General features: G+C 54.4%; 18 protein-coding genes and 2 riboswitches. Of the genes, 11 read left to right on the forward strand and 7 right to left on the reverse strand.

Features of this window, described 5'->3' with window-relative positions; genetic code table 11:
• Positions 1–86: 86 nt before the first annotated feature.
• Entirely contained in the window at positions 87–557 is a 471-nt protein-coding gene (locus tag J4377_RS16220) for a TspO/MBR family protein (protein WP_038478712.1), read from the forward strand.
• Between the two features lie 25 nt (positions 558–582).
• Positions 583–1,173 carry a cell division protein ZipA C-terminal FtsZ-binding domain-containing protein gene (locus tag J4377_RS16225; RefSeq protein ID WP_095603659.1) on the forward strand — a complete coding sequence of 197 codons (591 nt, stop codon included), beginning with the start codon at positions 583–585 and terminating at the stop codon, positions 1,171–1,173.
• A 12-nt stretch (positions 1,174–1,185) separates the two neighbouring features.
• Here J4377_RS16225 and J4377_RS16230 read toward each other — a convergent pair whose 3' ends face one another.
• Positions 1,186–2,775 carry an ABC-F family ATPase gene (locus J4377_RS16230; RefSeq protein ID WP_038478718.1) on the reverse strand — a complete coding sequence of 530 codons (1,590 nt, stop codon included), beginning with the start codon at positions 2,773–2,775 and terminating at the stop codon, positions 1,186–1,188.
• 83 nt (positions 2,776–2,858) lie between these two features.
• A complete protein-coding gene (locus J4377_RS16235; RefSeq protein ID WP_253486167.1) occupies positions 2,859–3,725 on the reverse strand; it encodes a sirohydrochlorin chelatase in 867 nt (288 codons plus the stop codon).
• 94 nt (positions 3,726–3,819) lie between these two features.
• On the opposite strand from J4377_RS16235, the gene J4377_RS16240 reads away from it, so the two are divergent.
• Positions 3,820–4,404 (forward strand): gamma-glutamylcyclotransferase, encoded by a 585-nt coding sequence (locus J4377_RS16240; RefSeq protein ID WP_038478724.1) that lies wholly within the window; start codon positions 3,820–3,822, stop codon positions 4,402–4,404.
• Here J4377_RS16240 and J4377_RS16245 read toward each other — a convergent pair.
• Positions 4,395–4,922 carry an HPP family protein gene (locus J4377_RS16245; RefSeq protein ID WP_009722933.1) on the reverse strand — a complete coding sequence of 176 codons (528 nt, stop codon included), beginning with the start codon at positions 4,920–4,922 and terminating at the stop codon, positions 4,395–4,397. The genes J4377_RS16240 and J4377_RS16245 overlap by 10 nt on opposite strands.
• Before the next feature lie 169 nt (positions 4,923–5,091).
• Here J4377_RS16245 and J4377_RS16250 point away from each other — a divergent pair, with 169 nt between their 5' ends.
• On the forward strand, positions 5,092–6,006 hold the full coding sequence (locus tag J4377_RS16250; protein ID WP_253486168.1) for a DMT family transporter: 915 nt from the start codon (positions 5,092–5,094) through the stop codon (positions 6,004–6,006).
• Here J4377_RS16250 and J4377_RS16255 read toward each other — a convergent pair.
• A complete protein-coding gene (locus tag J4377_RS16255) occupies positions 5,981–6,274 on the reverse strand; it encodes a hypothetical protein (protein WP_038478731.1) in 294 nt (97 codons plus the stop codon). The two genes, J4377_RS16250 and J4377_RS16255, sit on opposite strands and share 26 nt — an antisense overlap.
• 153 nt (positions 6,275–6,427) lie before the next feature.
• A riboswitch (glycine riboswitch) is annotated at positions 6,428–6,518 on the forward strand.
• A gap of 23 nt (positions 6,519–6,541) precedes the next feature.
• Positions 6,542–6,649, forward strand: a riboswitch (glycine riboswitch).
• A 55-nt stretch (positions 6,650–6,704) separates the two neighbouring features.
• Here J4377_RS16255 and J4377_RS16260 point away from each other — a divergent pair.
• From J4377_RS16260 to J4377_RS16285, 6 genes are all read left to right on the forward strand, one after another.
• The gene (locus J4377_RS16260) at positions 6,705–7,955 is read left to right on the forward strand and encodes a D-amino acid dehydrogenase (RefSeq protein ID WP_253486169.1); all 1,251 of its coding nucleotides are present in this window, start codon (positions 6,705–6,707) and stop codon (positions 7,953–7,955) included.
• 67 nt (positions 7,956–8,022) lie between these two features.
• Complete coding sequence (locus J4377_RS16265; protein ID WP_120386251.1) at positions 8,023–8,949, forward strand: LysR family transcriptional regulator; 927 nt, start codon at positions 8,023–8,025, stop codon at positions 8,947–8,949.
• 126 nt (positions 8,950–9,075) lie between these two features.
• Positions 9,076–10,122 (forward strand): TRAP transporter substrate-binding protein DctP, encoded by a 1,047-nt coding sequence (dctP, locus tag J4377_RS16270; RefSeq protein WP_120386250.1) that lies wholly within the window; start codon positions 9,076–9,078, stop codon positions 10,120–10,122.
• Positions 10,123–10,249: 127 nt separating this feature from the next.
• Positions 10,250–10,741: a TRAP transporter small permease gene (locus J4377_RS16275; protein ID WP_051626372.1), complete on the forward strand. Its 492-nt coding sequence runs from the start codon at positions 10,250–10,252 to the stop codon at positions 10,739–10,741.
• Entirely contained in the window at positions 10,738–12,015 is a 1,278-nt protein-coding gene (locus J4377_RS16280) for a TRAP transporter large permease (RefSeq protein WP_038478744.1), read from the forward strand. Before J4377_RS16275 ends, J4377_RS16280 begins: the two co-directional genes overlap by 4 nt.
• Before the next feature lie 33 nt (positions 12,016–12,048).
• The gene (locus J4377_RS16285) at positions 12,049–12,810 is read left to right on the forward strand and encodes a M15 family metallopeptidase (RefSeq protein ID WP_253486170.1); all 762 of its coding nucleotides are present in this window, start codon (positions 12,049–12,051) and stop codon (positions 12,808–12,810) included.
• A gap of 72 nt (positions 12,811–12,882) precedes the next feature.
• Here the strand turns inward: J4377_RS16285 and J4377_RS16290 are convergent, their stop codons facing one another.
• Together J4377_RS16290 and J4377_RS16295 are read right to left on the reverse strand one after the other, a co-directional pair.
• Complete coding sequence (locus J4377_RS16290; protein WP_253486171.1) at positions 12,883–15,981, reverse strand: efflux RND transporter permease subunit; 3,099 nt, start codon at positions 15,979–15,981, stop codon at positions 12,883–12,885.
• Positions 15,968–17,128: an efflux RND transporter periplasmic adaptor subunit gene (locus J4377_RS16295; protein ID WP_253486172.1), complete on the reverse strand. Its 1,161-nt coding sequence runs from the start codon at positions 17,126–17,128 to the stop codon at positions 15,968–15,970. The genes J4377_RS16290 and J4377_RS16295 overlap by 14 nt, the downstream gene beginning before the upstream one ends.
• 101 nt (positions 17,129–17,229) lie before the next feature.
• On the opposite strand from J4377_RS16295, the gene J4377_RS16300 reads away from it, so the two are divergent.
• Complete coding sequence (locus J4377_RS16300) at positions 17,230–17,880, forward strand: TetR/AcrR family transcriptional regulator (protein ID WP_253486173.1); 651 nt, start codon at positions 17,230–17,232, stop codon at positions 17,878–17,880.
• A gap of 64 nt (positions 17,881–17,944) precedes the next feature.
• On the opposite strand, the gene J4377_RS16305 is transcribed toward J4377_RS16300, so the two are convergent.
• Positions 17,945–20,077 carry a PhoX family phosphatase gene (locus J4377_RS16305; protein WP_083007345.1) on the reverse strand — a complete coding sequence of 711 codons (2,133 nt, stop codon included), beginning with the start codon at positions 20,075–20,077 and terminating at the stop codon, positions 17,945–17,947.
• Positions 20,078–20,315 lie beyond the last annotated feature (238 nt).

The following is a 20,315-nucleotide window of genomic DNA, read 5'->3' on the forward strand; positions in this document are numbered from 1 at the left end:
TCACTTAGGTGGTGCTTTTTTTATGTCTGAACGCGTCAAAACGCTGCTAGGCTATTGATTCTATCGTTTTCACATACTGGTGAGTCATGTTCGGTTCGCTGTTCGCCCTGCTGGTGTCACTCCTGCTTGTTGGCCTTACTGCCACCACGGGAGCACGTTTCCGCCCTGATGACTGGTATCGCAAACTGCGCAAACCCAGCTGGACACCACCTGATATCGCCTTCCCGATCGCCTGGGGCATCCTTTATTTATTGATGGCCATTGCGGCGTGGCGCATTTATATGGCCGATGACTCTCCGTTTCGCGCCGCCGGTCTGGTCGTATATGGCCTGCAATTACTGGCCAATGCGGCGTGGTCATGGCTGTTCTTTGGGCGAAAGCAGATCACCACAGCGCTGGCAGATATCGTGCTCCTGTTGGGATTAATTACACTAGCCATAGTGCTATTTGCTAATGTGAGCCTGTTAGCTGCTTGGTTGATGGTGCCTTACTGGCTTTGGGTGGCGCTTGCGTTAACACTGAATGCCGCTATTTTACGACTAAATAATAGGGCCTAAGCGCCGACAGATAGGACTCAATGAGATGGATATCACTTCACTTCCGTTCTTACTCGCTGTTGCTTCATTAGTGCTGGGGGTCGTGGCTGCGGCTATTTTCGTTTACGTGGTTCTTCCCAAACAACGCCGCGCCAAAGCAAAGGCCGCCACGCCGCCAGCACCCAAAGCAGAACCACAGACTTCCTCCCCTGAACCAGAAGAACCGGTGCCCACCAAGCGCACCGCGAAAGTAAAGCAGCACTCTCTATTTGTCATTTTTTCTCATCCCGATTCGACGACAGACGAACGCCTGGCCGAGTGGCTACGGGGAAAAGAAGCCAGCTATGATGCAGTCAAAAAGGTTTTCTTTATCAAAGGCAAACAACCCTCGAACCCAATCACGATCGCCAACGCCTTTCCACCTGGAGAAATGCCCGACCTACTTCAAGGCGAAACCCACGAACCCATTCGTGGGATTAGCTTGCTGGTTAAGCCGCCACTACATAAACGTCGCAATCAGCAGATGTACGTTTATGTAGAGCTCGCTAAAGAGTTAAACGATGCCTTTAGCGGCAACTTACTCGATGCCGAGCAGCAACCCGCCTCCGAGTCGACTTACGCACACATTATTGGTTGACCTGGCTAGCGATCAAACAACGCCTTGGCTACGCAGGTAGTCGTCGTAGCTGCCGCTAAAGTCGACAAGGCCCTCGGGCTGCATATCAATAATGCGCGTGGCCAGCGAGGAAACAAACTCGCGGTCGTGGCTGACAAATATCAGCGTGCCTGGGTAGTTCTCCAGCGCTAAGTTCAGCGCCTCAATCGATTCCATATCCAGGTGGTTGGTCGGCTCATCCATTAGCAGCACGTTCGGGTTGGTGAGCGTTAGCTTGCCAAACAGCATGCGCCCCTGCTCGCCACCGGAAATGACCTTCACCGATTTACCAATATCGTCGCTGGAAAACAGCATCCGGCCCAACGCGCCGCGCACCACCTGCTCACCGCCTTTGGTCCACTGGCTCATCCACTCGAAGAGCGTGGCATCAACAGGAAAGTCGTCGGTGTGATCTTGGCCGAACATGCCAACTTCCGCTGCATCGGTCCACTTCACTTCACCGGCATCGGGGTGCAAATCACCCGCCAGGGTTTTCAGCAGGGTGGTTTTACCAATGCCGTTGGGGCCGATAATAGCAATGCGCTCACCTGCTTCTACGGTCATCGAGAAACGCTCGAAGAGCGGCTTCTCATCATCGTAGCCTTTGGTAATTGCATCTACATTTACGGCATTGCGGTGAATCTTTTTATTCTGCTCAAAGCGGATAAACGGACTAACCCGACTCGAAGGCTTGATATCTTCCAGCTTGATTTTGTCGATCTGGCGCGCCCGTGAAGTGGCCTGTTTGGCTTTGGAGGCGTTGGCCGAGAAGCGGCTAACAAACTGCTGAAGCTCGGCAATTTGGGCTTTTTTCTTGGCGTTATCCGAGTGCTGGCGCTCACGGGCAGCAGTGGCGGCTGTCATGTAGTCGTCGTAGTTACCGGGGAACAGGGTAATTTCCCCGTAATCCAGATCCGCCATGTGCGTGCACACGCTGTTCAGGAAGTGGCGGTCGTGGGAGATGATAATCATGGTACTGCTGCGCGCTTTGAGAATATCTTCCAGCCAGCGGATAGTATTGATATCCAGGTGGTTAGTCGGCTCATCGAGCAGCAGCACATCCGGGTCGGAAAACAGTGCCTGGGCCAGCAGCACACGCAGTTTCCAGCCGGGAGCAACTTCACTCATCGGGCCGGTGTGCTGTTCAATGGGAATACCTAGCCCCAACAGTAACTCCCCGGCGCGAGACTCAGCGGTATAGCCGTCAAGCTCAGCAAAGCGTACTTCCAAGTCGGCCACCGCCATGCCATCCGCTTCACTCATTTCTGCCAGGGAGTAGATCCGTTCGCGCTCGGCGGCCACTTTCCACAGTTCAGCGTTCCCCATGATGACGGTGTCAATGACTCGCTCGTTCTCATAGGCGAACTGATCCTGGCGTAGCTTACCAAGCCGCGTGCTGCTATCCAGCATGACCTGGCCGGACGAAGGCTCAAGCTCGCCACCTAAAATCTTCATAAAGGTGGATTTACCGCAACCATTGGCGCCAATCAAACCGTAGCGATTGCCGTTATTAAATTTGACGGAGACATTTTCAAACAGGGGCTTGGCCCCAAACTGCATGGTGATATTGGCGGTTGCGATCAAGATGTGAGCCCTGGTTAACAGTGTAATTGCGCATTCAAAGGCTCGCGATTCTACGCGCCTTTGGGCAGCGTTACACCTCCCACCTAGTGCGCATTGTCTAGCGTAGCCGGAAGTTCGAGTAGAAAGCGTTCACCATCAAGTGCTTGGCGCAGCCGTGCGTGCAGTATCGCGACGATGTCAGGGTGTTCGCCAACCAGCCCTGTGGTTGTCACACTCAAACCTGGGTGGCGCTGTTCAGCGGCGGCACAAATCTCGGCGATATCGCCACCTTCCCCCGCATGACGCCCAGGCGAGAGAAACAGCATCGCTAAGATGACCGGGCCTGCTTGGAACTCCGGCGTATCCAATAAATGCTCCAACAGCGGCTCGTTAAAGCGATATTCGTCACCTTCACGGCGTTCCATGGAGGCAGCCGCCACACAGGCCACGTCATCACCAAGCAGTACACTAAGCTGTCCCGCCAAGCGATTGCGCACGGCGGTCACTTCAGGAATCGGGCTACCGTGATCGACCAGCGCTACATGCGGTGTAGTCCCCGCTTGGCGCTTATCGCGCACGTTGTCGGCCAGCAGTTTGGCTAAGCGCAGGTCATTATTGCCCCGCTCATCCACCAGCGGCTGGGCCACACGAACGCTCACCTGAGGAAAACGCGTCTGCAGTGCTGCCATGCGCTCTGGCAAGTAGCCCGTCAGTGCTTTGCTTGGGCCAAAGAAGAACGGCAGCACAATGATCTCTGTCGCCCCATTCTCGGCACTGCGCTCAGCAGCCGGGCCCAGAGTCATCGCGGGGATGCCGTCGACCTCTTCGGGAGGAATTTTATTAGAGTGCAGCAAGGAAGCCGCCTGTACGGTTTCTCCTAACTGCTGGCTAAGCGCAAACGCTACGCGGCGCAGGTTATGGGTTGCCTGAGGCCGTAATGAGCCGTTATCGACGAGAAAAATAGCGCGCATGTCGGTCTCCGGAGATGGTCAAGTAAGTAATCACTAAAGGCATGATAAGATGAGCGCTTTAACCGATGTACCGTACTCATGATGCTTGATAGCGATGTTTGATACTACCGCCCTGAACCAGCAAAGAAACTTCTTCGATGGCCATACCGATATCTGGCTTTTTGGTTATGGCTCGCTGATCTGGAAGGCCGACTTCGCCTACTTGGAACGCCAGCCCGCCTACATTACCGGCTGGGCGCGGCGTTTTTGGCAAGGCTCCCACGATCATCGTGGCACGCCGGACGCACCGGGGCGCGTCGCTACGCTGATTCGTGCCCAAGGGGAAGTATGTCACGGCATGGCGTATCGCATTACACCCGACGTGCTGGCACCGCTAGATGTACGTGAAAAGAACGGCTACCTGCGTGAAAAAGTGCCGCTCACTTTTCTAGCGCAGCGTGGCAATGTGCAGGCGGCAAAGGCAACAACGGAAGGACTAATTTACTTAGCTACTGAAGATAACCCAGCCTTTCTGGGCGAGGCATCGTTGGATGATATTGCACACCAAATTGCCCATTCCCATGGCCCGAGCGGCTCGAATAAAGCTTACTTACTGAACTTAGCCCAGGCGTTACGCGAATTAGGCACAGACGATGCGCACGTTTTCGCCATTGAGGAGCAGCTACACCGCTACCAATAACGTGGATAACGGCGGTGGCGCGCTAAATTATTCACCAAAATGGCCACTACCAGCATTACCACGCACCCGGCACCAATGGGGATCAGCGGATACCACCAACCTAACTTGTGGACACTCGCCCCACCGGCTACCGCGATCAGCGCAGCGGCAGCCCCCGGTGGATGTACGGTGTGTGTCAGTTGCATCACCAGTATGGAAAGCGACACCGCTAGTGCCATCGAGATAGGCGTCGCGCCCAGCAGTTGGTAGCACCCCACCCCCACCAGCGCCGACAAAACACTGCCAAACAGTACATGGCTTGGCTGGGCGAACGGGCTTTCAGGCGCTGCATAAATCAATACCGACGTTGCCCCAAAGGAGCCCACGATTAATAACTGCTGCGAGAGCCAAGCAGAGCTTAGCCAGCATATAACGGCCATGCCAGTAAAAGCGCCCAGCCACGACCAGCAGGCATCTTTCCAGCCGACGCGGGGCCGCGGCGTTGGTTCTCCTCGCATCTTGCCAAGATAGGCTTTCATTGCACTCTCTCTGCACAAAAAGAGTGCAGATGATGGCAAAATGCACCAGATAAGCAAATGACAATCCGTCATACGCTGATGAAGCACTTTCAAGAACGCGTTAAAAAACGTCCTTAAACCCACTTTCAAACACATTCTCAAACACACTTCCAGGATGACAAAGCAGCTAATGTCTAACGCCAGCAGTACCCCGTTAAACGTCACCCCTTCTAGTTTATTGCTTGCCGTGGTGGCAGCTGTCGGTATGGCAACCATCGGCGTTATTTCGCGTATTACCGGGCTAAATGCCGAAAGCATTACGTTTTATCGTTTAGGCCTTGGGGCGACGTTTCTGCTGGCGTATTTAGTGCTGACAAAACGCCACGCCGCACTCAACGCACTGCCTGGACGGCAGGTAGTCATCAGCGGCGTACTTCTGGCGTCATTTATCCTCTTTTACGTTCAGGCCATGAACTACACCCAGATGGCCAACGCTATTTTGATGATCTACCTAGCACCAATTATCGCCGCCGTGGCAGCTCACTCCCTCTATGGTGAACGCCTTACCACTGAACAAATTGGATTGATTGGTTTGGCGCTGTTTGGGTTCGCGATGATGCAAGAGTTTCGTTTGAACCTTGATGATCACCAAGACATTATTGGGATGGGCTATGCCTTAGCCGCCATGTTTGCCTATAGCGGCTTTATGCTCATTAACCGTCGTTTGCCAAGTCATTTAGACAGTAGGGTCTGCGCGTTTTGGCAGCTGCTAGTAGGTGCGCTGGTCATATTACCGTTTGCTCTTTGGCAGCCCGAAGGGCTAACCGCCGCGGCTTGGCAATGGCCTTGGCTGTTAGTAGCCGGCTTCTTACCCGGTTTTTTAGCGTTACTGTGTGCCGTGATGGCGATTAACCGACTGCCCACCGCCCTGTATGGAACCCTGGCTTACTGCGAGCCGGTGGCAGTGGTGATCTTTGGCTGGAGCTTATTCGGTGAAACGCTTTTGCCACTGCAGCTTGCCGGATGCGCACTGGTATTAGCCAGCGGCATCATGCAAGCAGGGATGGGGAGACGCAGGCCTACATCATTAGCCACGACAGGATAAACAGCGCCAGCACAATACGCACGATGGCTCCTAGCAGGGAGCCTCGCAGCAGCGCTCGAAAGCCGCGCCATAACAGCCACAAGCCAATTACCAACACCAGAATGCTAAAGAACGACGCATTGATACCCAGGGAGCGGGTAAGGCCATCAATGAAGTCATCAAACGCGCCGAAAAAGTTAGTGAAGAAGCCCAATAAAAACTCCACCACCACGCGAATAGCATCGCCAATCGCTTCGCCTACACCATCAAAAAATCCGTTTGCCTGCATGCGTCTCGTCCATCGCTAAAAAGTTTTCGATATTGTCAGTTAAAACCACGCTATTGCAAAGCATGCCGATAAAGCAGCGCTTCCTTCCCTTTTACGCCCCCTTAAGACGTTTACCCTATTTCACTTTTTCGACTGACGCGTTACAACGTTGTGAACGCAATAGCGGGAGAGACTGGTGCTAGCCACCAGCGCCGAAGGAGCAACGACCCCGGAAACTCTCAGGCCACCGGACCGCTATTGTTACGGTATTTACTAGAACAGTAATTACTAACACTTTCCGAAGAGCGGTTGATGACTGCGTCACTCAGCCCACCGAAGGAGCAAGCGCTTCAATAGATGCGTGAATCTCTCAGGTTCCATGACGGAAGGGGTACGCCTAGCCAATGTTGCTAGGGGTATCGCTTGACGCTCATACAATCTGGAGAGACACATGCAACGCATTGCTATTATTGGCGGTGGGATCACCGGTATTACAAGTGCTTATGCCCTGGCAAAGCGCGGCTTTGATGTGACTGTTTTTGAAAAACACCGCTATGCGGCGATGGAAACATCTTTTGCCAACGGCGGGCAGCTGTCGGCCTCGAATGCTGAAGTGTGGAACCACTGGCCGACGGTGCTTAAAGGCCTGCGCTGGATGCTAAAAAACGACGCGCCGCTCCTGGTCAACCCTCGCCCTAGTTGGCACAAACTCAGTTGGTTTGCAGAGTTCATCGCCGCCATCCCCCGGTATGCCGACAACACCACAGAAACCACTCGGTTAGCGATTGCTGCCCGGGAACACTTATTCCAGTGGGCGAAAGACGAGCAGATTGATTTCGACCTCAAACAGCAGGGCATTTTGCATATCTACCGCGACAAAGCTGGCTTTGACCACGCAGCACGTGTGTCGCAGTTGCTAGCGAAAGGCGGCCTTGAACGCAGATCGGTCACGCCGGATGAAATGCGCGCCATCGAGCCAACCCTGGCAGGTAGTTACTATGGCGGTTTCTATACCGAAAGCGACGCCACTGGCGATATCCATAAATACACCAACGGCCTAGCCCAAGCAGCCGCCAAACGTGGGGTGCAGCTTAACTATGGCCACCACATTGACGATATTGGCGCTGACGAGAATGGGGTTTGGATAAGCGCCACGGTAGATAACAACAGCATGAGCCAACGCTTTGACAGCGTAGTAGTTTGTGCGGGGACCGGTAGCCGCGCCATTGCCGCCAAATTAGGCGATCGCGTTAATATCTATCCCGTAAAAGGCTACTCCATCACCGTACAGCTAGATGACGAGGCCTCTCAGCAAGCCGCGCCAACCGTCAGCCTGCTAGATGATGAAACCAAATTGGTGACCAGCCGTTTGGGGCACGACCGCTTCCGCGTGGCTGGCACCGCTGAATTTAACGGCGCGAATCGCGATATACGCAACGACCGCATTCAACCGCTGATTCGCTGGGTAGAAGAGTGCTTTCCTGGCGTGAGCACCCAACGCGTAGTGCCCTGGGCTGGCCTGCGCCCAATGCTACCTAATATGCTGCCCAAAGTTGGGCCTGGCCGTTTACCCACTGTTTTCTATAACACCGGCCACGGCCACCTAGGCTGGACACTGTCAGCCATTACCGCCGAAATGCTGGCGGACGCGGTGGAAGAGAAAAATATCCTCCGCGAGACAGCCCCCCAACCGCTTAGCTAGTTCCAACCATGACAAGTCCGGGCAGGCTTCCGGTAAGATATAGAACACCCCAACATAGGCGTGTTTTATGCTTAACCAGCGTGCATTAACCTACCTCAATGAAGTGATTCGGCGCGGCTCGCTCAGGCGTGCCGCCGCCCACCTGAATGTCGATGCCTCTGCCGTTAGCCGCCAACTAAAAGCATTAGAAGAAGAACTGGATACCCAGCTATGCGAGCGGCACGGAAGAGGGATGCGTGCCACCGCAGCGGGCCAGCTACTGGTGCACCATTTTCATGCCCAGCGGGCTTCAGAAGAAGCGGTGCTCTCCCAACTAATGGCACTTCAAAGTCTAGCGAAAGGGGAAGTTCGCATTGCCGTGGGAGAAGGGTTTATTGCTGACCTGATCGCCGCACCGTTAGGCACTTTTATGTCAGCGTTTGACGGTATCAAAGTTGAAATCCGCATGGCGGGTGTCAATGAAGCGATGTCGTTACTCCACGATCGCGAGGTGGATATAGCGCTACTCTATGCACCGCCGGTAGACCCGCAACTTTTCTGCCACGTGGAAACGCGCCAGCCGCTCGATGTCATTGTCCCCCCCAATCATCCACTAAGTGATCTTAACCGCCCGGTAACGCTGCATGACTTAAAGGAATGGCCTCTGGCGTTAATGGACAATCCTTTTGGTATGCGGCAAATGGTTAATATGGTGGCTCACCAGGAGCGTATTCATCTTGAAGCACGCCTGCATACAAACTCTGTTTCGGTGTTAAAGAACTTCGTCCGCTCAGGCATCGGCGTTACGTTTATGCCCGAACTCACCGTAGCGGATGAGATTGAGCGCGGTGAGATCTTCACACTCCCCATGCAGTACCCGGTGATGAACGGTACGCGGGCACAAATTGTTAGCCTGAAAGGACAGGAACTTCCAGTCGCCTCAATCACTTGCATCAATCACTTACACAAAGGCATGCGCTTTTTCTCCGCCGATGCACCACGACTGTTGCAATAAAAGCCACAGTTTAGGTATTGCATAGTCAACACCTCAATACATAGTCTTCTAGTAGGCACTCCTTATAAATCTAATAACGCGCCCATAGCGCCCCGTAGCTCACGACAATAAACCAGGAGACTGACTATGTACCCAGCAAAATTGAGCCAACACTTTTCGCCTAAACAGCTTATTTCCGCGTGCCTAGTAGGCTCTGCTTTGATGGCAGGGAACGCGCTTGCAGCGACTACGATTAATCTAAGTTACAACGGTGCCCCAGACCCCGAAAAGAATGCTGTCCACGTCTTTGCAGAGAATCTTAAAGCGTTGGTAGACGAAAAAACTGACGGTGAGATCCAGCTTAAGCTCTATCCGAATAGCATGCTCGGCGAAGAAGAGGAGCGCATGGAACAAACCATGAATACGCCCATGCTCAATGTGGCGTCATTTGCGGGTGTCTCTCCTCTTGTTGATGAAATCTTCGTTAGCGCTATTCCGTTTCTGTTCGACGATTTTTCTGCAGCCCACACTTTCTTCGATGAGGGGGAGTATTGGCAGGAAGTCAGCAACGCTCTGCAGGAGCGTGCCGGTATCGATATGCTAGCCGTTGTGGAAGAGGGCGGCTTTTTGGCGTTCACCAATAACGAAAGGCCGATCAGTCACCCTGACGACTTCGAAGGACTCCGCTTCCGCGCTATGGATCCTAGCCAGGTCGCTCTCTATGAAGCCTTCGGCGCCTCCGGCACTCCCATCCCCTGGACAGAGACCTATATGGCACTGCGCACCGGGGTGGCAAACGGCCAAATGAACCCGCCGATGTATATCATCTTGGGCAGCCTTTACGAAGTGCAGGACTACCTGACCCTTGCCAATATCCAGTACTCCGACCAGTTCCTGGTAGGCAACAGTGACATGATCGCGGGTTGGGATGATGAGCTTCGCAGCGCCTTTATGGAAGCCGTCTCCGAAGCTAATCACAATGCCCGTGAGCACAATGAGGAGCAAGTAGAGGCGCGTATCGCCTATTTGGAAGAGCAAGGCATGGAAGTAATTCGCCCCTCTGAAGAAGAGCTAGCCGCTTTCCGTGAAATTGGCCAGCCTGCCTACCTTGAGTGGCTCGGTGAGCGTGATATCGAGCAGCGCTGGATCGATATGGCGTTGGAAGATGCAGGCATGAGTGAACTGCTCGACTAACGGCTGTTAACAACAGGGGCTGGCATCATGCTGGCCCCCTATTTCCAGTACTTAATACTCCAGTACTTAAGACCCAAGTACTTAATGTTCAAGTGCTTAACGTTTCTGTGCTTCATGGAAGGCTGCCATGTTTAATACGCTTCGATCCCATCTTTTAGCGATCAGCCGCCCTGTTACCTTAACCCTAGCGGGCGCACTGTTATCGCTCAATGTTGCGGCCATTCTGTTTGGGGTGTTTGCACGCTACATCGCTGGTGGCGCGCCTATCTGGACAGATGAGCTTTCACGTTTCTTGATCATCGCCACCGTGATGCTCGCGGCGGGCGCTGTCTGGTCTGAAGGAGGACATATGCGCGTTGGCCTGTTAGAGAAGCGGCTGCCCGCCCCCTTTGCTCGCTTGCTCAACGTGTACCAATGGCTACTCACCTTGCTAATTGCAGCGGGGGGTGCATGGGTTAGCTATCGCTATGCGCTATCGGTCAGCATGTTTACCACCTCTGGGCTCGGCATTAGCCGCACGGTGCCACTGCTCTCGCTACCTATTGGCTTTTTGCTACTAGCTTGGCATGTGCTTCTCTATGGCCCTGCGCCACTCAAGACCATCGAGGACGACCTATGATTGTCACTATGCTGGTTGTTTTCCTGGGCCATGTCTTGCTTGGGCTTCCTCTGTTTATCGCCCTGCTTACCACCGCAATAGTCGGCTTTTTGTTTGTCGACCCCTCAATGATTCCACGCATGCTGCCCCAACAATTCTTTGGTGGTATCAATGTATTCTCCTTGATGGCGATTCCGTTATTTATCTTCGCTGGCAACCTGATGAACGTCAGCGGCTTAACTGAACGCTTGATGGGGCTCGCCCGCCTGATGGTAGGGCATTTGCGGGGCGGCATGGGTCACGTCAATGTGGTGTCGAGCGTATTCTTCGCGGGTGTTAATGGCTCAGCGGTGGCGGACACCTCGGCACTTGGGTCGCTGTTAGTGCCTGCTATGGAGAAAGAGGGCTACTCACGAGCCTTTGCCGCAGGGTTGACCGCAGGTAGCTCGTTGATCGGCCCGATTATTCCACCCAGTATCTTTATGATCCTCTACGCCTCATTGACCAACACCTCAGTCGGCGATCTATTTCTGGCGGGCGTTGTGCCAGGGCTACTGCTGGGGGTTGCCTTTATGGGCATGAACGCTTGGTATGCCTGGCGCCATCGGTTACCCAAAAGTGGCCAGTTGCCCTCGCTCAGCCAACTTGGCGTAGCCTTCGTAGCCGCTCTGCCTGCACTTATTGCTCCTTTTATTATTGTTGCTGGCATCGTGCTTGGCTTCGTTACGCCGACCGAGTCAGGCGCATTAACAGCGCTATATGTCGCGTTGTGCGGGGTCGTGTTGGGAGGATTGCGTTTTAAAGAGTGCTGGAAAGCTATCGTCGATACGGCACGCTTAACCTCGGCGATTTTTCTGATTATGGCCGCCTCAGCGACGATTAGCTGGCTACTATCCTATGCGCAAGTGCCCGCGCAATTTGTCTCGCTGTTATCTCCTTACATAGACAACGCAGTAGTGATTCTACTGTTACTGAGTGCCATTACCTTTATAACGGGCATGTTTATGGAAGAAGTGTCAGCGTTGATGCTACTGACGCCGATCTTTGCGCCAGTGGCTATGATGGCGGGTATCGACCCTATTCACCTGGGCGTCATCATCACGCTTAACATTACCATCGCGTTAATCACTCCGCCGCTGGGTGCCTGCGTGTTTGTCGCCGCCGCGGTCAGTCGGCTTGAGATAGTGTCGCTGTTCAGAACCATTTGGCCCTTTGTACTGACGGCGATTGCGGTGCTTATTCTACTCATCCTGTTTCCGCCACTAACGCTTTGGCTTCCTACACAGTTTGGATAGTGCTCTTCTTGAATAATCCTTTACTTGGATAACATGATGCCTTTGAACACACTATTGAAGGCCTTGCCGCCTCTACCCAGCCACCTAGCTCCAAACTGGGAACAGCTGCGCCGAACATCTATTGAAGATAACGGTGAGCGCTTGGTGCCAATGAGCCTCGCCCCCGCACCGGTTAGCGTATTCCCCGCCTATGCTCGGCTGGGCATTCCCGGCGCGGTACCGGAGTGTTTCGTTCGGGAAAGCGTTTATCGGGCGCTACTCGCCGCAGCACGCAGCCTCCCCGAGGGGATCGGCTTAATCGTACTCGACGGCTGGCGTCCATGGCGGGTGCAGCAGTACTTATTTGATACCCTGCACGAAGCTATCCAACATCATCAGCCCGACCTCAGTGAAGCGGAGCTACTAGAGCGCACACGGGAGTTTGTCTCAGTCCCCAGCCGCGACCCATTAGAACCCAGTCCACATCTCACCGGCGGCGCCGTCGATGTCACGCTATGTGATGCCGATGGCCTGCCGCTGGATATGGGGACGCTGTTTGATGAAGCGATACCTGCCTCTCATAGCGACTATTTCGAGCGCCTGGGAACGCTAACGCCGCAGCAAGTTAACGCCCGCGATCATCGCCGCCTGCTGTATCACACCATGCAACAGCAAGGCTTCACTAACCTGCCTAGCGAGTGGTGGCACTTCGATTACGGCGATCAATTATGGGCCTACTACGGGTCACATCAGCAGGCGCATTACGGCCCGACAGAGTTGGACACCATTGAGAATCGCTGGCGCCGACAGCTGTAGTTGACTAGGCACGATGCCACTCCAGGTAAAGGGCATCGTCGCCTAGAACTCACACCACCTTAGCAAGGATGCTCAGATTGCGTTTCCCGCTACCGCATGCTTGCTACCGATAGACGAGTTTGCTCTTGCTACCCAAAGCCGATAAAGCGCTGGAGTAAAGAAAAACGACACCAGCGTTGCCAAAAGCAGTCCAAATCCGACGGTTTGCGCGAAAGGTGGCCACAATCCACCTGCCGCCATCATCAATGGAATTAATCCGGCAAAAGTGGTGATCGTCGTTGAGATAATATGACGACTAGTGGGGCCGCTAATGACCGCTAACATGGCATCGATATCGCCTTGGCGTGCCGCTTCATCGTCGTCAAACGCAGCAATGATGATAATAGTGGCATTAATCGCCACACCCACAAGCCCCATAATGCCGACAATAATGACAAAACCGAATGCATGACCACTGAGCAGCAGCGCTACAATGCCCATGCCCATCGCCTGGGCACCGGCAATAAACACAATGGCAGCGCGGCGAAAGGAATTAAACGCCAGCACGACCGTTGCCACCATGGCAATCACCAACAGTATCACCGAGGCCAGCAGGTTACCCACGGCTTCGTTGCGTTCGGCGGCCTCACCACCGGTTTCAATGCGATAGCCAGAAGGGAGGTGAATTTCTCCTGCATTGAGCGCGTTCTGCAACGCGTCCTCTAGCTGTGCCATGGAAACTGCCGGCAGCGCATCGGCCACCAAGTAGCCTTGTACTAGCTGCACCCGTTCAGCATTACGGCGAGTAATCACGCTCCAGGCTGGCGTTAGCGATACCTCCGCCACTGCCGCTAGCGGCAACCCCTCTGCGACGCTATCGCTGACTAAGCGCAGCGCGGCAAGTTGTTCAGCGTCGGTGCGCCACTCACCCACATACCGTACCCGAACAGGGAGCTGCTGAGTATCTTCCAGCAGCATGCCTGCAGACTGGCCCGACAGTGCAGCACCAACCTGTTCCGCTAGGCGTTGTGGCGTTAAACCTGCATCGTGAAGCGCCGTTTGGTCGATATCCAGCGTTAGCCTGGGCAGGTCGCGCTGCATACCTGCGCGCACATGGGTCACCTGAGGCAACTGATGCATTAGATTCGCGAGTTCAAGCCCCAGCGATGACAGTATGTCCAAGTCATCGCCATAGACCCGTAGCTCAATCGGTGCTTTAAACGGAGGCCCCTGCTCATACTTACGCACCACGCTTTGGGCCTGCGGAAAGTGCTGATCAAGCACCTGCTGCAGCATTGGCACCCGCTGATTAGTCACCGCTAACGACTCGGCATCGACAATCAAGTGTAAAAACGCCGGGTTGTTATCCTCATTGGTCAATACGTTGTAGTACATCATGGGGGCACTTTCGCCGATAAATGCCGACACCCGCTTGATGCCCGGCAGCTCTCGGATAAGGGTTACGGCTTCATCGGCCAACGCAGCGGTATTGGCGATGCTGCTAGCCGGTGGCAAGCGTACTTCAATGTGGAATTGGTCACGGTCTGCCGGTGGAAAAAACGCGACGTCTAACGTTGGCATTAGCGCGATGCCACTCACAGGCACGCATAAGGTAATGATCATGGCAGCCACCGGATGACGCAGCGAGCTACGTACGGCACGCCGAAAACCACGCTTGACCACGTTATCTTGTGAGCCTGACGGTTTCCTCGCCACGCTGGCCAGCAGCATCGGAGAGAGCGCTGGCACTAACAGCAGCGATACCAAGTAAGAACTCACCAGCGCTACAATAACGGCCATGGCTAGCGGTCCTACGAACTCTCCGGCGGGCCCTGGCATTAGCACAATTGGCATAAACGCTAGAATGGTCGTCAGGGTGCTGGCGAGTAACGGCACGGCTAAATGGCGCAAGGCATCTCGGGTCGCGGCAATCACTGAGTCCCCTTGCAAGAAGCGCTCACGAAGGGCGTTGGTCATGACAATGGCGTTATCCACCATTAACCCCAGTGCCACAATAATGCCGGTAATGCTCATTTGGTGGATATCAATACCCAGCGGCTTGAAAAACGCCAACGTGAGCAGCGCCGTGGCGGGAATCGCTAGTCCCACGGTGATCGCCGAGCGCCAGCCCATGCTTAAAAACAGAATAGCCACTACCAGCACTAACCCTATCAGCAAGCTGCTAGCGACATCGCTTAAGCGCTGATTGGTGTAACTGGCTTGTTCAAACACCACTTCAACATCAAGGCCCACGGGCAGCTCGTCAGCAAACGCCATGAGTTGTTGCTGAGCCCGTTCAACCCAAACATCAATACGCTGGCCGGGAGCCATACGGACACCCACAAACACGGCTCGTTCGCCGTTAAGCAGCGCCATGGCGGCGGGCGGGTCCTGCACGCCGCGGCGCAGCTCGGCAATCTCACCTAGCCTAACCGTTTGACCTTGCCGGATAGCCACGTCGACATCGCGCAACCTGTCCAACGTATCAAATTCACCGCTCAGTCCGACCGTTAGCCGATGGCCTCGAGTGACCACTTCGCCTGCCGTGCGGCGGCCATCACTTGCTTCAATGGCGGCGGCCAATTGGCCTACAGAAAGCCCCAACGCATTTAGCTCTAAGGGGTCGACCATGACCTCGACCTGCTCCCCTGCGACACCAAACAGATGGGTGTACTCCGTTCCTGCAACACGCCTAAACTGATCTTCCAGCCGTTCGGCGTAGCGCTCCATCAACTGCGGGTTGGGCGAAGAATCTAGTGTCCAGCGCAGGGCAGCCACCATGCTAAAGGCGTAACCGCGGTCATCCAGCAGCTCTGGTGTTTGCACACCGGCTGGCAAGGTTGGCGCGATATCGCCTAATTTATCTCGTACTCGGCTCCACACAGGGGTGACATCAATAACCGCGTCTTCTAATTCAAGACTGATAACAGCGATGCCCTGGCGCGACGTAGATTCAAGCACTTGGATTTCTGAAATAGTGCGCAACTCGTTTTCAATAGGCCGCGCTACCAGCGCTTCAACCTGCTCAGGCGTAGCACCAGGAAACGGCGCAAGCACGGTAGCCATACGCGCAATCAGATGAGGGTCTTCTGCCCGAGGAAGCGTTTGAATAGCCGATAGCCCAGCCACAACCAGCAACCCCAAGGTTAGTGCCACTAAACGGCGATTAAATAACCACTCAATGCGCTGCATAAGCCATATCCTCGCTGAGGGTGACCTGCTGCCCAGGGGTGATGCGGTGAATGCCGCTAGTAATTATCCTTATTCCTGGCTCAAGGGTTCCGCGCACAAAGGCTTGATCGCCTTCAGTGTGCAGTAATTCCACGCTCGCCCGTGCCACACGAAAATGCCCCTCTTCCAGCGGCTCTGCCACCATCACGTTCCATAACCCTCGCTCGGCAGCACGTAAGGCATCTAGCGGCACCCAATAGCCACTGGCAGGCTCTACCACTGCGTAGCTAAGTTCAACGAGATCACCTGGCACCGCGCTGCTTGAGGCGTCAAGCGAGACAACCAGCGTCTGCGTGCGACTGTCGCTGTCAATATGGGGTAGCCGAGCACGTACCTTACCGCCAATAGCGTGGTGATTAACGTTGAGTGTGACCGTCTCGCCTGGTGTAAACGTCGACGCTAACCGAGCAGGCAATCCCAGGTGCGCTTCGAGCTGCTCAATATCGATAAGCTCAAACGCGGCGGTGCCGCTAGCCACTAAACTGCCAACACTGACATAACGTTCAATCACGCGTCCGGCGAAGGGCGCTTTTAACGTGCTATCTTCAAGATCTGCGGTAAGGCTGTCTCGTTCAGCCGCCAGTGCCGCAAGGCGAGCTTGAAGCGTGAGCCGATCCGTGCGTGCTTGGTCCAACGTCGTACGGCTGGCAAAGTTACTTTGATTAAGCTGCGCTTCACGCTCTTCTTGGCGCTGAGCAAAAGCCAGACCGGCGCGGGCTTCCTCACTGCGTGCGGCCACTTCTGCCAAGCGGCTTTCAAGACGACGGGTATCCAGTGTCGCTAGCACATCGCCCTGCTCAACCGCACTCCCCCTATCAGCCAACACCTCGCTAACACGGCCAGCGGGTTCAAAGGCAAGCGACACTGACTGACGTGCAACCACTCGCCCCGTTAAGCGCACGTCCCGCTCCAGCTGTTCGGAGTGGGCAAGAGACTGCGTAACCACTTGCAACAAAGCGTTATCAGTTTCTTGCTGGTTAGCCAACTGGGCACGACTGTGCTGGCTAGTAAGCGCAACCACCGTAACTACCGTGATACTCATCATAATTAAGGCCGCCAACGTGCCACGACTCCGGTGGCGCCAGGAAGTATTGAAGGACGTGTCCATAATGGCCTCGAAATGGTTTATTCTTGAACGATACGGTTCACTATAATATGTGTACGGCAGCGTTCAATATTTATTTATTCGATAGGCACGGATTTTACGGAATGACGGACTCGCAACCTTTACCGCCTGACAAAAAACGCAGCGCCGGTCGCCCCAAAGATATGGCTAAGCACAACGCGATGCTAGACGCGGCGGCCTGCCTATTTTTTCGCTTTGGGCTCGAAGGGGTGACCATGGAAGCCGTTGCCCGTGAAGCGGGTGTTTCCAAAGTGACTGTGTACGGCCATTTTGCAACCAAAGAAGCGCTATTTGGCAACGTCATTCAGCGTGAAACCGCCCTCATTCGTCATGGTCTAGAACAGCTTCCCGACACTCATGAAGCCGTGCGTCAATCACTGATTGAAGTCGGCACAGGGCTCGTGCGCTTTTTGTTGGAGCCTCACGTATTAGCCGTTGAGCGTGTTATGAGTACACAGGGGAATCAGTACCCTGAACTGCTTCTGGCCTTTTTCGAAGCTGGCCCCTGGGCCACTAAAAAGTGGCTGCAGGAAAAGCTTGAGGGGCTAGCCTGCGCGGGGCATTTAACGCTTAACGCACCCACGCTAGCCGCTGACCAACTCTGTAGCATGTGGCAAGGCATGTTAGTTATGGAGGTGCGCATGGGGGTACGCCAGCCCCCAAGTGATGAAGAACTTCATCATCAGATTAGTCGCGCCGTAGATGTGTTTTTGGCGGCGTATGGAAACCATTGAGCGCACCACTAGTATGCAAAAAAGCCCCGTATCAACGGGGCTTTCGCAACGCTTAGGTTTTGATTTAAACGCCCACTGGCCCGCCATCGCGCTTCTGAATAACAACGGTAGATGCCCGAGGACGTACTTGGCCACTGGTCTCAGTGGTAGCATCTTGGGTCAGTGCGCCACCATCCGCGGGCCAGTTGCCGGGGTGCTGAATATTGATAAACAGCGCCGTTTTATCTGGCGTCGCAAAAATACCGGTCACTTCACAGCCGTTCGGCCCAACAGCAAAGCGTTTAAGTTGCTGTTGATTGCTGTTGTTAATCACCGGACCGGTACCCTGAAGCTCGTCTAGGCTGTTAGGTACCACGGCTAATAGCTGGTCGTTGGTGTGCTCGGTAATGCCTTCATAACCATTATCGGTCTGAATCCAGAGAATGCCCTGACCATCATCACGCTGGTCAAACCACAGACCATCGGGGCTGGCAAATTGGTTCATTTCAGTCAGGCCGGAATGATTGCCTTCATCATTAGTGGCGGCACCAAATACAAACACTTCCCAGCGAAAGGCATTCGGCAGGCGACTTTCACGCCAGCGGATAATGTGACCGGCTTCGTTATTAGCGCGTGGGTTAACGGCGTTGGCCGGGGCTGTCTCGTAGCCCACTCCTAGCTGAGCAATGTCATCGCCTTGATTGGTGAAAGTAGCCGCAACGGCATCTTCGCTACGCTTCGAATTATTGGTCAGCGTTAGATACACCTCGCCAGAGGAAGGATCCACGGTTGCCCACTCAGGGCGGTCCATCGGTGTCGCTCCCATTAGATCCGCTGCATCACAGGTGTTAATAATCACCCCAGCTAAATCATTCTCTGCCAACCCCAAAGCCGTTGCCAACGAGCGGCCATCGCGTGTTTGCGCGCTAGGCGTTAGTGGCAACCACTCACCGCTACCATCGGCATGGAAACGGGCCACATAGAGGGTGCCGTTATCCATATACTTACTACCAATAGCGAGACGGTCATACGCCTCGCCTGGGCGATTGGCATCGGCAGGATCCCAGGCAGCGTCAGAAACGTATTTATAGACGTACTCGTTACGTGCATCGTGACCAGAGTAATAAACCACCGGCTGACCGGCCTCTAGCTTGCCTAACCAACACCCTTCATGGCGGAAACGGCCTAGTGCTGTGCGCTTAACCGCGAGGGCATCACTATAGGGGTCGACTTCTACTTGGTAGCCAAAGGTGCGCGCTTCATTGCGGTAGTCATCTTCGGCACGCTCGCCCCGTGGCGTGATATCGAAACGGGCAAACTCATCATTTTCTTCAGAGGCATCACCCGCCGAGGTATCCCAACCATAGCGGCTTTTGTCGGTAGGAATACCTATCCGCGCGTCGTCCTGGAAAAGCTGGCCGTGATTAACAAACACATTGGGCCAGTTCTCTTCGCAGGCGATATAGGTGCCCCAGGGCGTTAACCCATTACCACAATTATTATTGGTGCCACGGGTTTGTGTACCCGCTGGTGAGAAGCGCGTTTTCACATAGTCACTGCCCGCCACTGGGCCTGCTATTTCCATTACCGTCGCGCTGGTAAGACGGCGGTTATAAGATGAACCTGGCACATGCGACCAATGGCCGTTAGCGTCTTTCTCAATTTCCACAATGGTAACGCCATGAGCATTGATTTCGGTGCGTGACTCCTCTGCCGGTCGTTTTCCCCTGGCATTTGTGGGGCCACCCTGGGGGGCCCAGAGCGCATCTTGTTCGATATATTCGTTGTTGAGTGCCAATAAAAATCGCCGCGAGGCGTTATCAGCATCCAAGGCAAAACCAGCCATTCCATCGTGGTTCATACCCACGCTAGCGGCTTGACGCTCGGCGGTCATTGGCTGGTCGGGCTGCCAGTTGTCACCAGCGCTCAACGGTGTTCCCCAAGGAACCAGCACTTGGGCAATATAGCCTTCAGGCACTACGACAGCATCCGTTAGCGATCCTTGAACCGCCTCAAACGCCAGCGTCAGCGGCGTTTTTTGCGCCCCGTTTGAGGCCAATGCTTGAGCGGCACCGCCAAAGCCAAGCATTGAAGCAGCGGCCAAGCCTAGGCCGCCCCGCATTACCGCACGCCGCGAAACATGCTGCGCTAACACATCCGCAAAAGGCTGGTTGCTGCTCTGGTTAAACAGGCGATGATCTTCAATTTCCTTGCTCATAACGGTCCCCTTGTCACGGTTAACACGCGCTAGTTTTAAGTTAAGGAGACACTAATAAATTTAAATGACAGGGTAATGACGAGCACTCTACTGTTATATGAACGTTCATTAGCAAGCTTTCACCGACTATTAAACCTTTAGTGAAGCGTCTGCACGTTAGTTGAGAACGGTGGTTGAGAGTGATGGTTGTGAGCGAGGGGGAAGTCTGCTAAATTAATGCTAATAGTTATCATTACCA

The organism is Halomonas sp. XH26, assembly GCF_024138895.1.
Taxonomy (GTDB): domain Bacteria; phylum Pseudomonadota; class Gammaproteobacteria; order Pseudomonadales; family Halomonadaceae; genus Vreelandella; species Vreelandella alkaliphila.

Bases quoted from the DNA above. Each gene is read 5' to 3' on its own strand.
- J4377_RS16260 (WP_253486169.1), top strand. From the start codon at position 6,705: ATGCAACGCATTGCTATTATTGGCGGTGGGATCACCGGTATTACAAGT.
- J4377_RS16285 (WP_253486170.1), top strand. From the start codon at position 12,049: ATGATGCCTTTGAACACACTATTGAAGGCCTTGCCGCCTCTACCCAGC.
- J4377_RS16235 (WP_253486167.1), bottom strand. From the start codon at position 3,725: ATGCGCGCTATTTTTCTCGTCGATAACGGCTCATTACGGCCTCAGGCA.
- J4377_RS16265 (WP_120386251.1), top strand. From the start codon at position 8,023: ATGCTTAACCAGCGTGCATTAACCTACCTCAATGAAGTGATTCGGCGC.
- J4377_RS16305 (WP_083007345.1), bottom strand. From the start codon at position 20,077: ATGAGCAAGGAAATTGAAGATCATCGCCTGTTTAACCAGAGCAGCAAC.
- J4377_RS16240 (WP_038478724.1), top strand. From the start codon at position 3,820: ATGTTTGATACTACCGCCCTGAACCAGCAAAGAAACTTCTTCGATGGC.
- J4377_RS16225 (WP_095603659.1), top strand. From the start codon at position 583: ATGGATATCACTTCACTTCCGTTCTTACTCGCTGTTGCTTCATTAGTG.
- dctP (WP_120386250.1), top strand. From the start codon at position 9,076: ATGTACCCAGCAAAATTGAGCCAACACTTTTCGCCTAAACAGCTTATT.
- J4377_RS16295 (WP_253486172.1), bottom strand. From the start codon at position 17,128: ATGGACACGTCCTTCAATACTTCCTGGCGCCACCGGAGTCGTGGCACG.
- J4377_RS16255 (WP_038478731.1), bottom strand. From the start codon at position 6,274: ATGCAGGCAAACGGATTTTTTGATGGTGTAGGCGAAGCGATTGGCGAT.
- J4377_RS16250 (WP_253486168.1), top strand. From the start codon at position 5,092: ATGTCTAACGCCAGCAGTACCCCGTTAAACGTCACCCCTTCTAGTTTA.
- J4377_RS16275 (WP_051626372.1), top strand. From the start codon at position 10,250: ATGTTTAATACGCTTCGATCCCATCTTTTAGCGATCAGCCGCCCTGTT.
- J4377_RS16300 (WP_253486173.1), top strand. From the start codon at position 17,230: ATGACGGACTCGCAACCTTTACCGCCTGACAAAAAACGCAGCGCCGGT.
- J4377_RS16280 (WP_038478744.1), top strand. From the start codon at position 10,738: ATGATTGTCACTATGCTGGTTGTTTTCCTGGGCCATGTCTTGCTTGGG.
- J4377_RS16290 (WP_253486171.1), bottom strand. From the start codon at position 15,981: ATGCAGCGCATTGAGTGGTTATTTAATCGCCGTTTAGTGGCACTAACC.
- J4377_RS16220 (WP_038478712.1), top strand. From the start codon at position 87: ATGTTCGGTTCGCTGTTCGCCCTGCTGGTGTCACTCCTGCTTGTTGGC.
- J4377_RS16245 (WP_009722933.1), bottom strand. From the start codon at position 4,922: ATGAAAGCCTATCTTGGCAAGATGCGAGGAGAACCAACGCCGCGGCCC.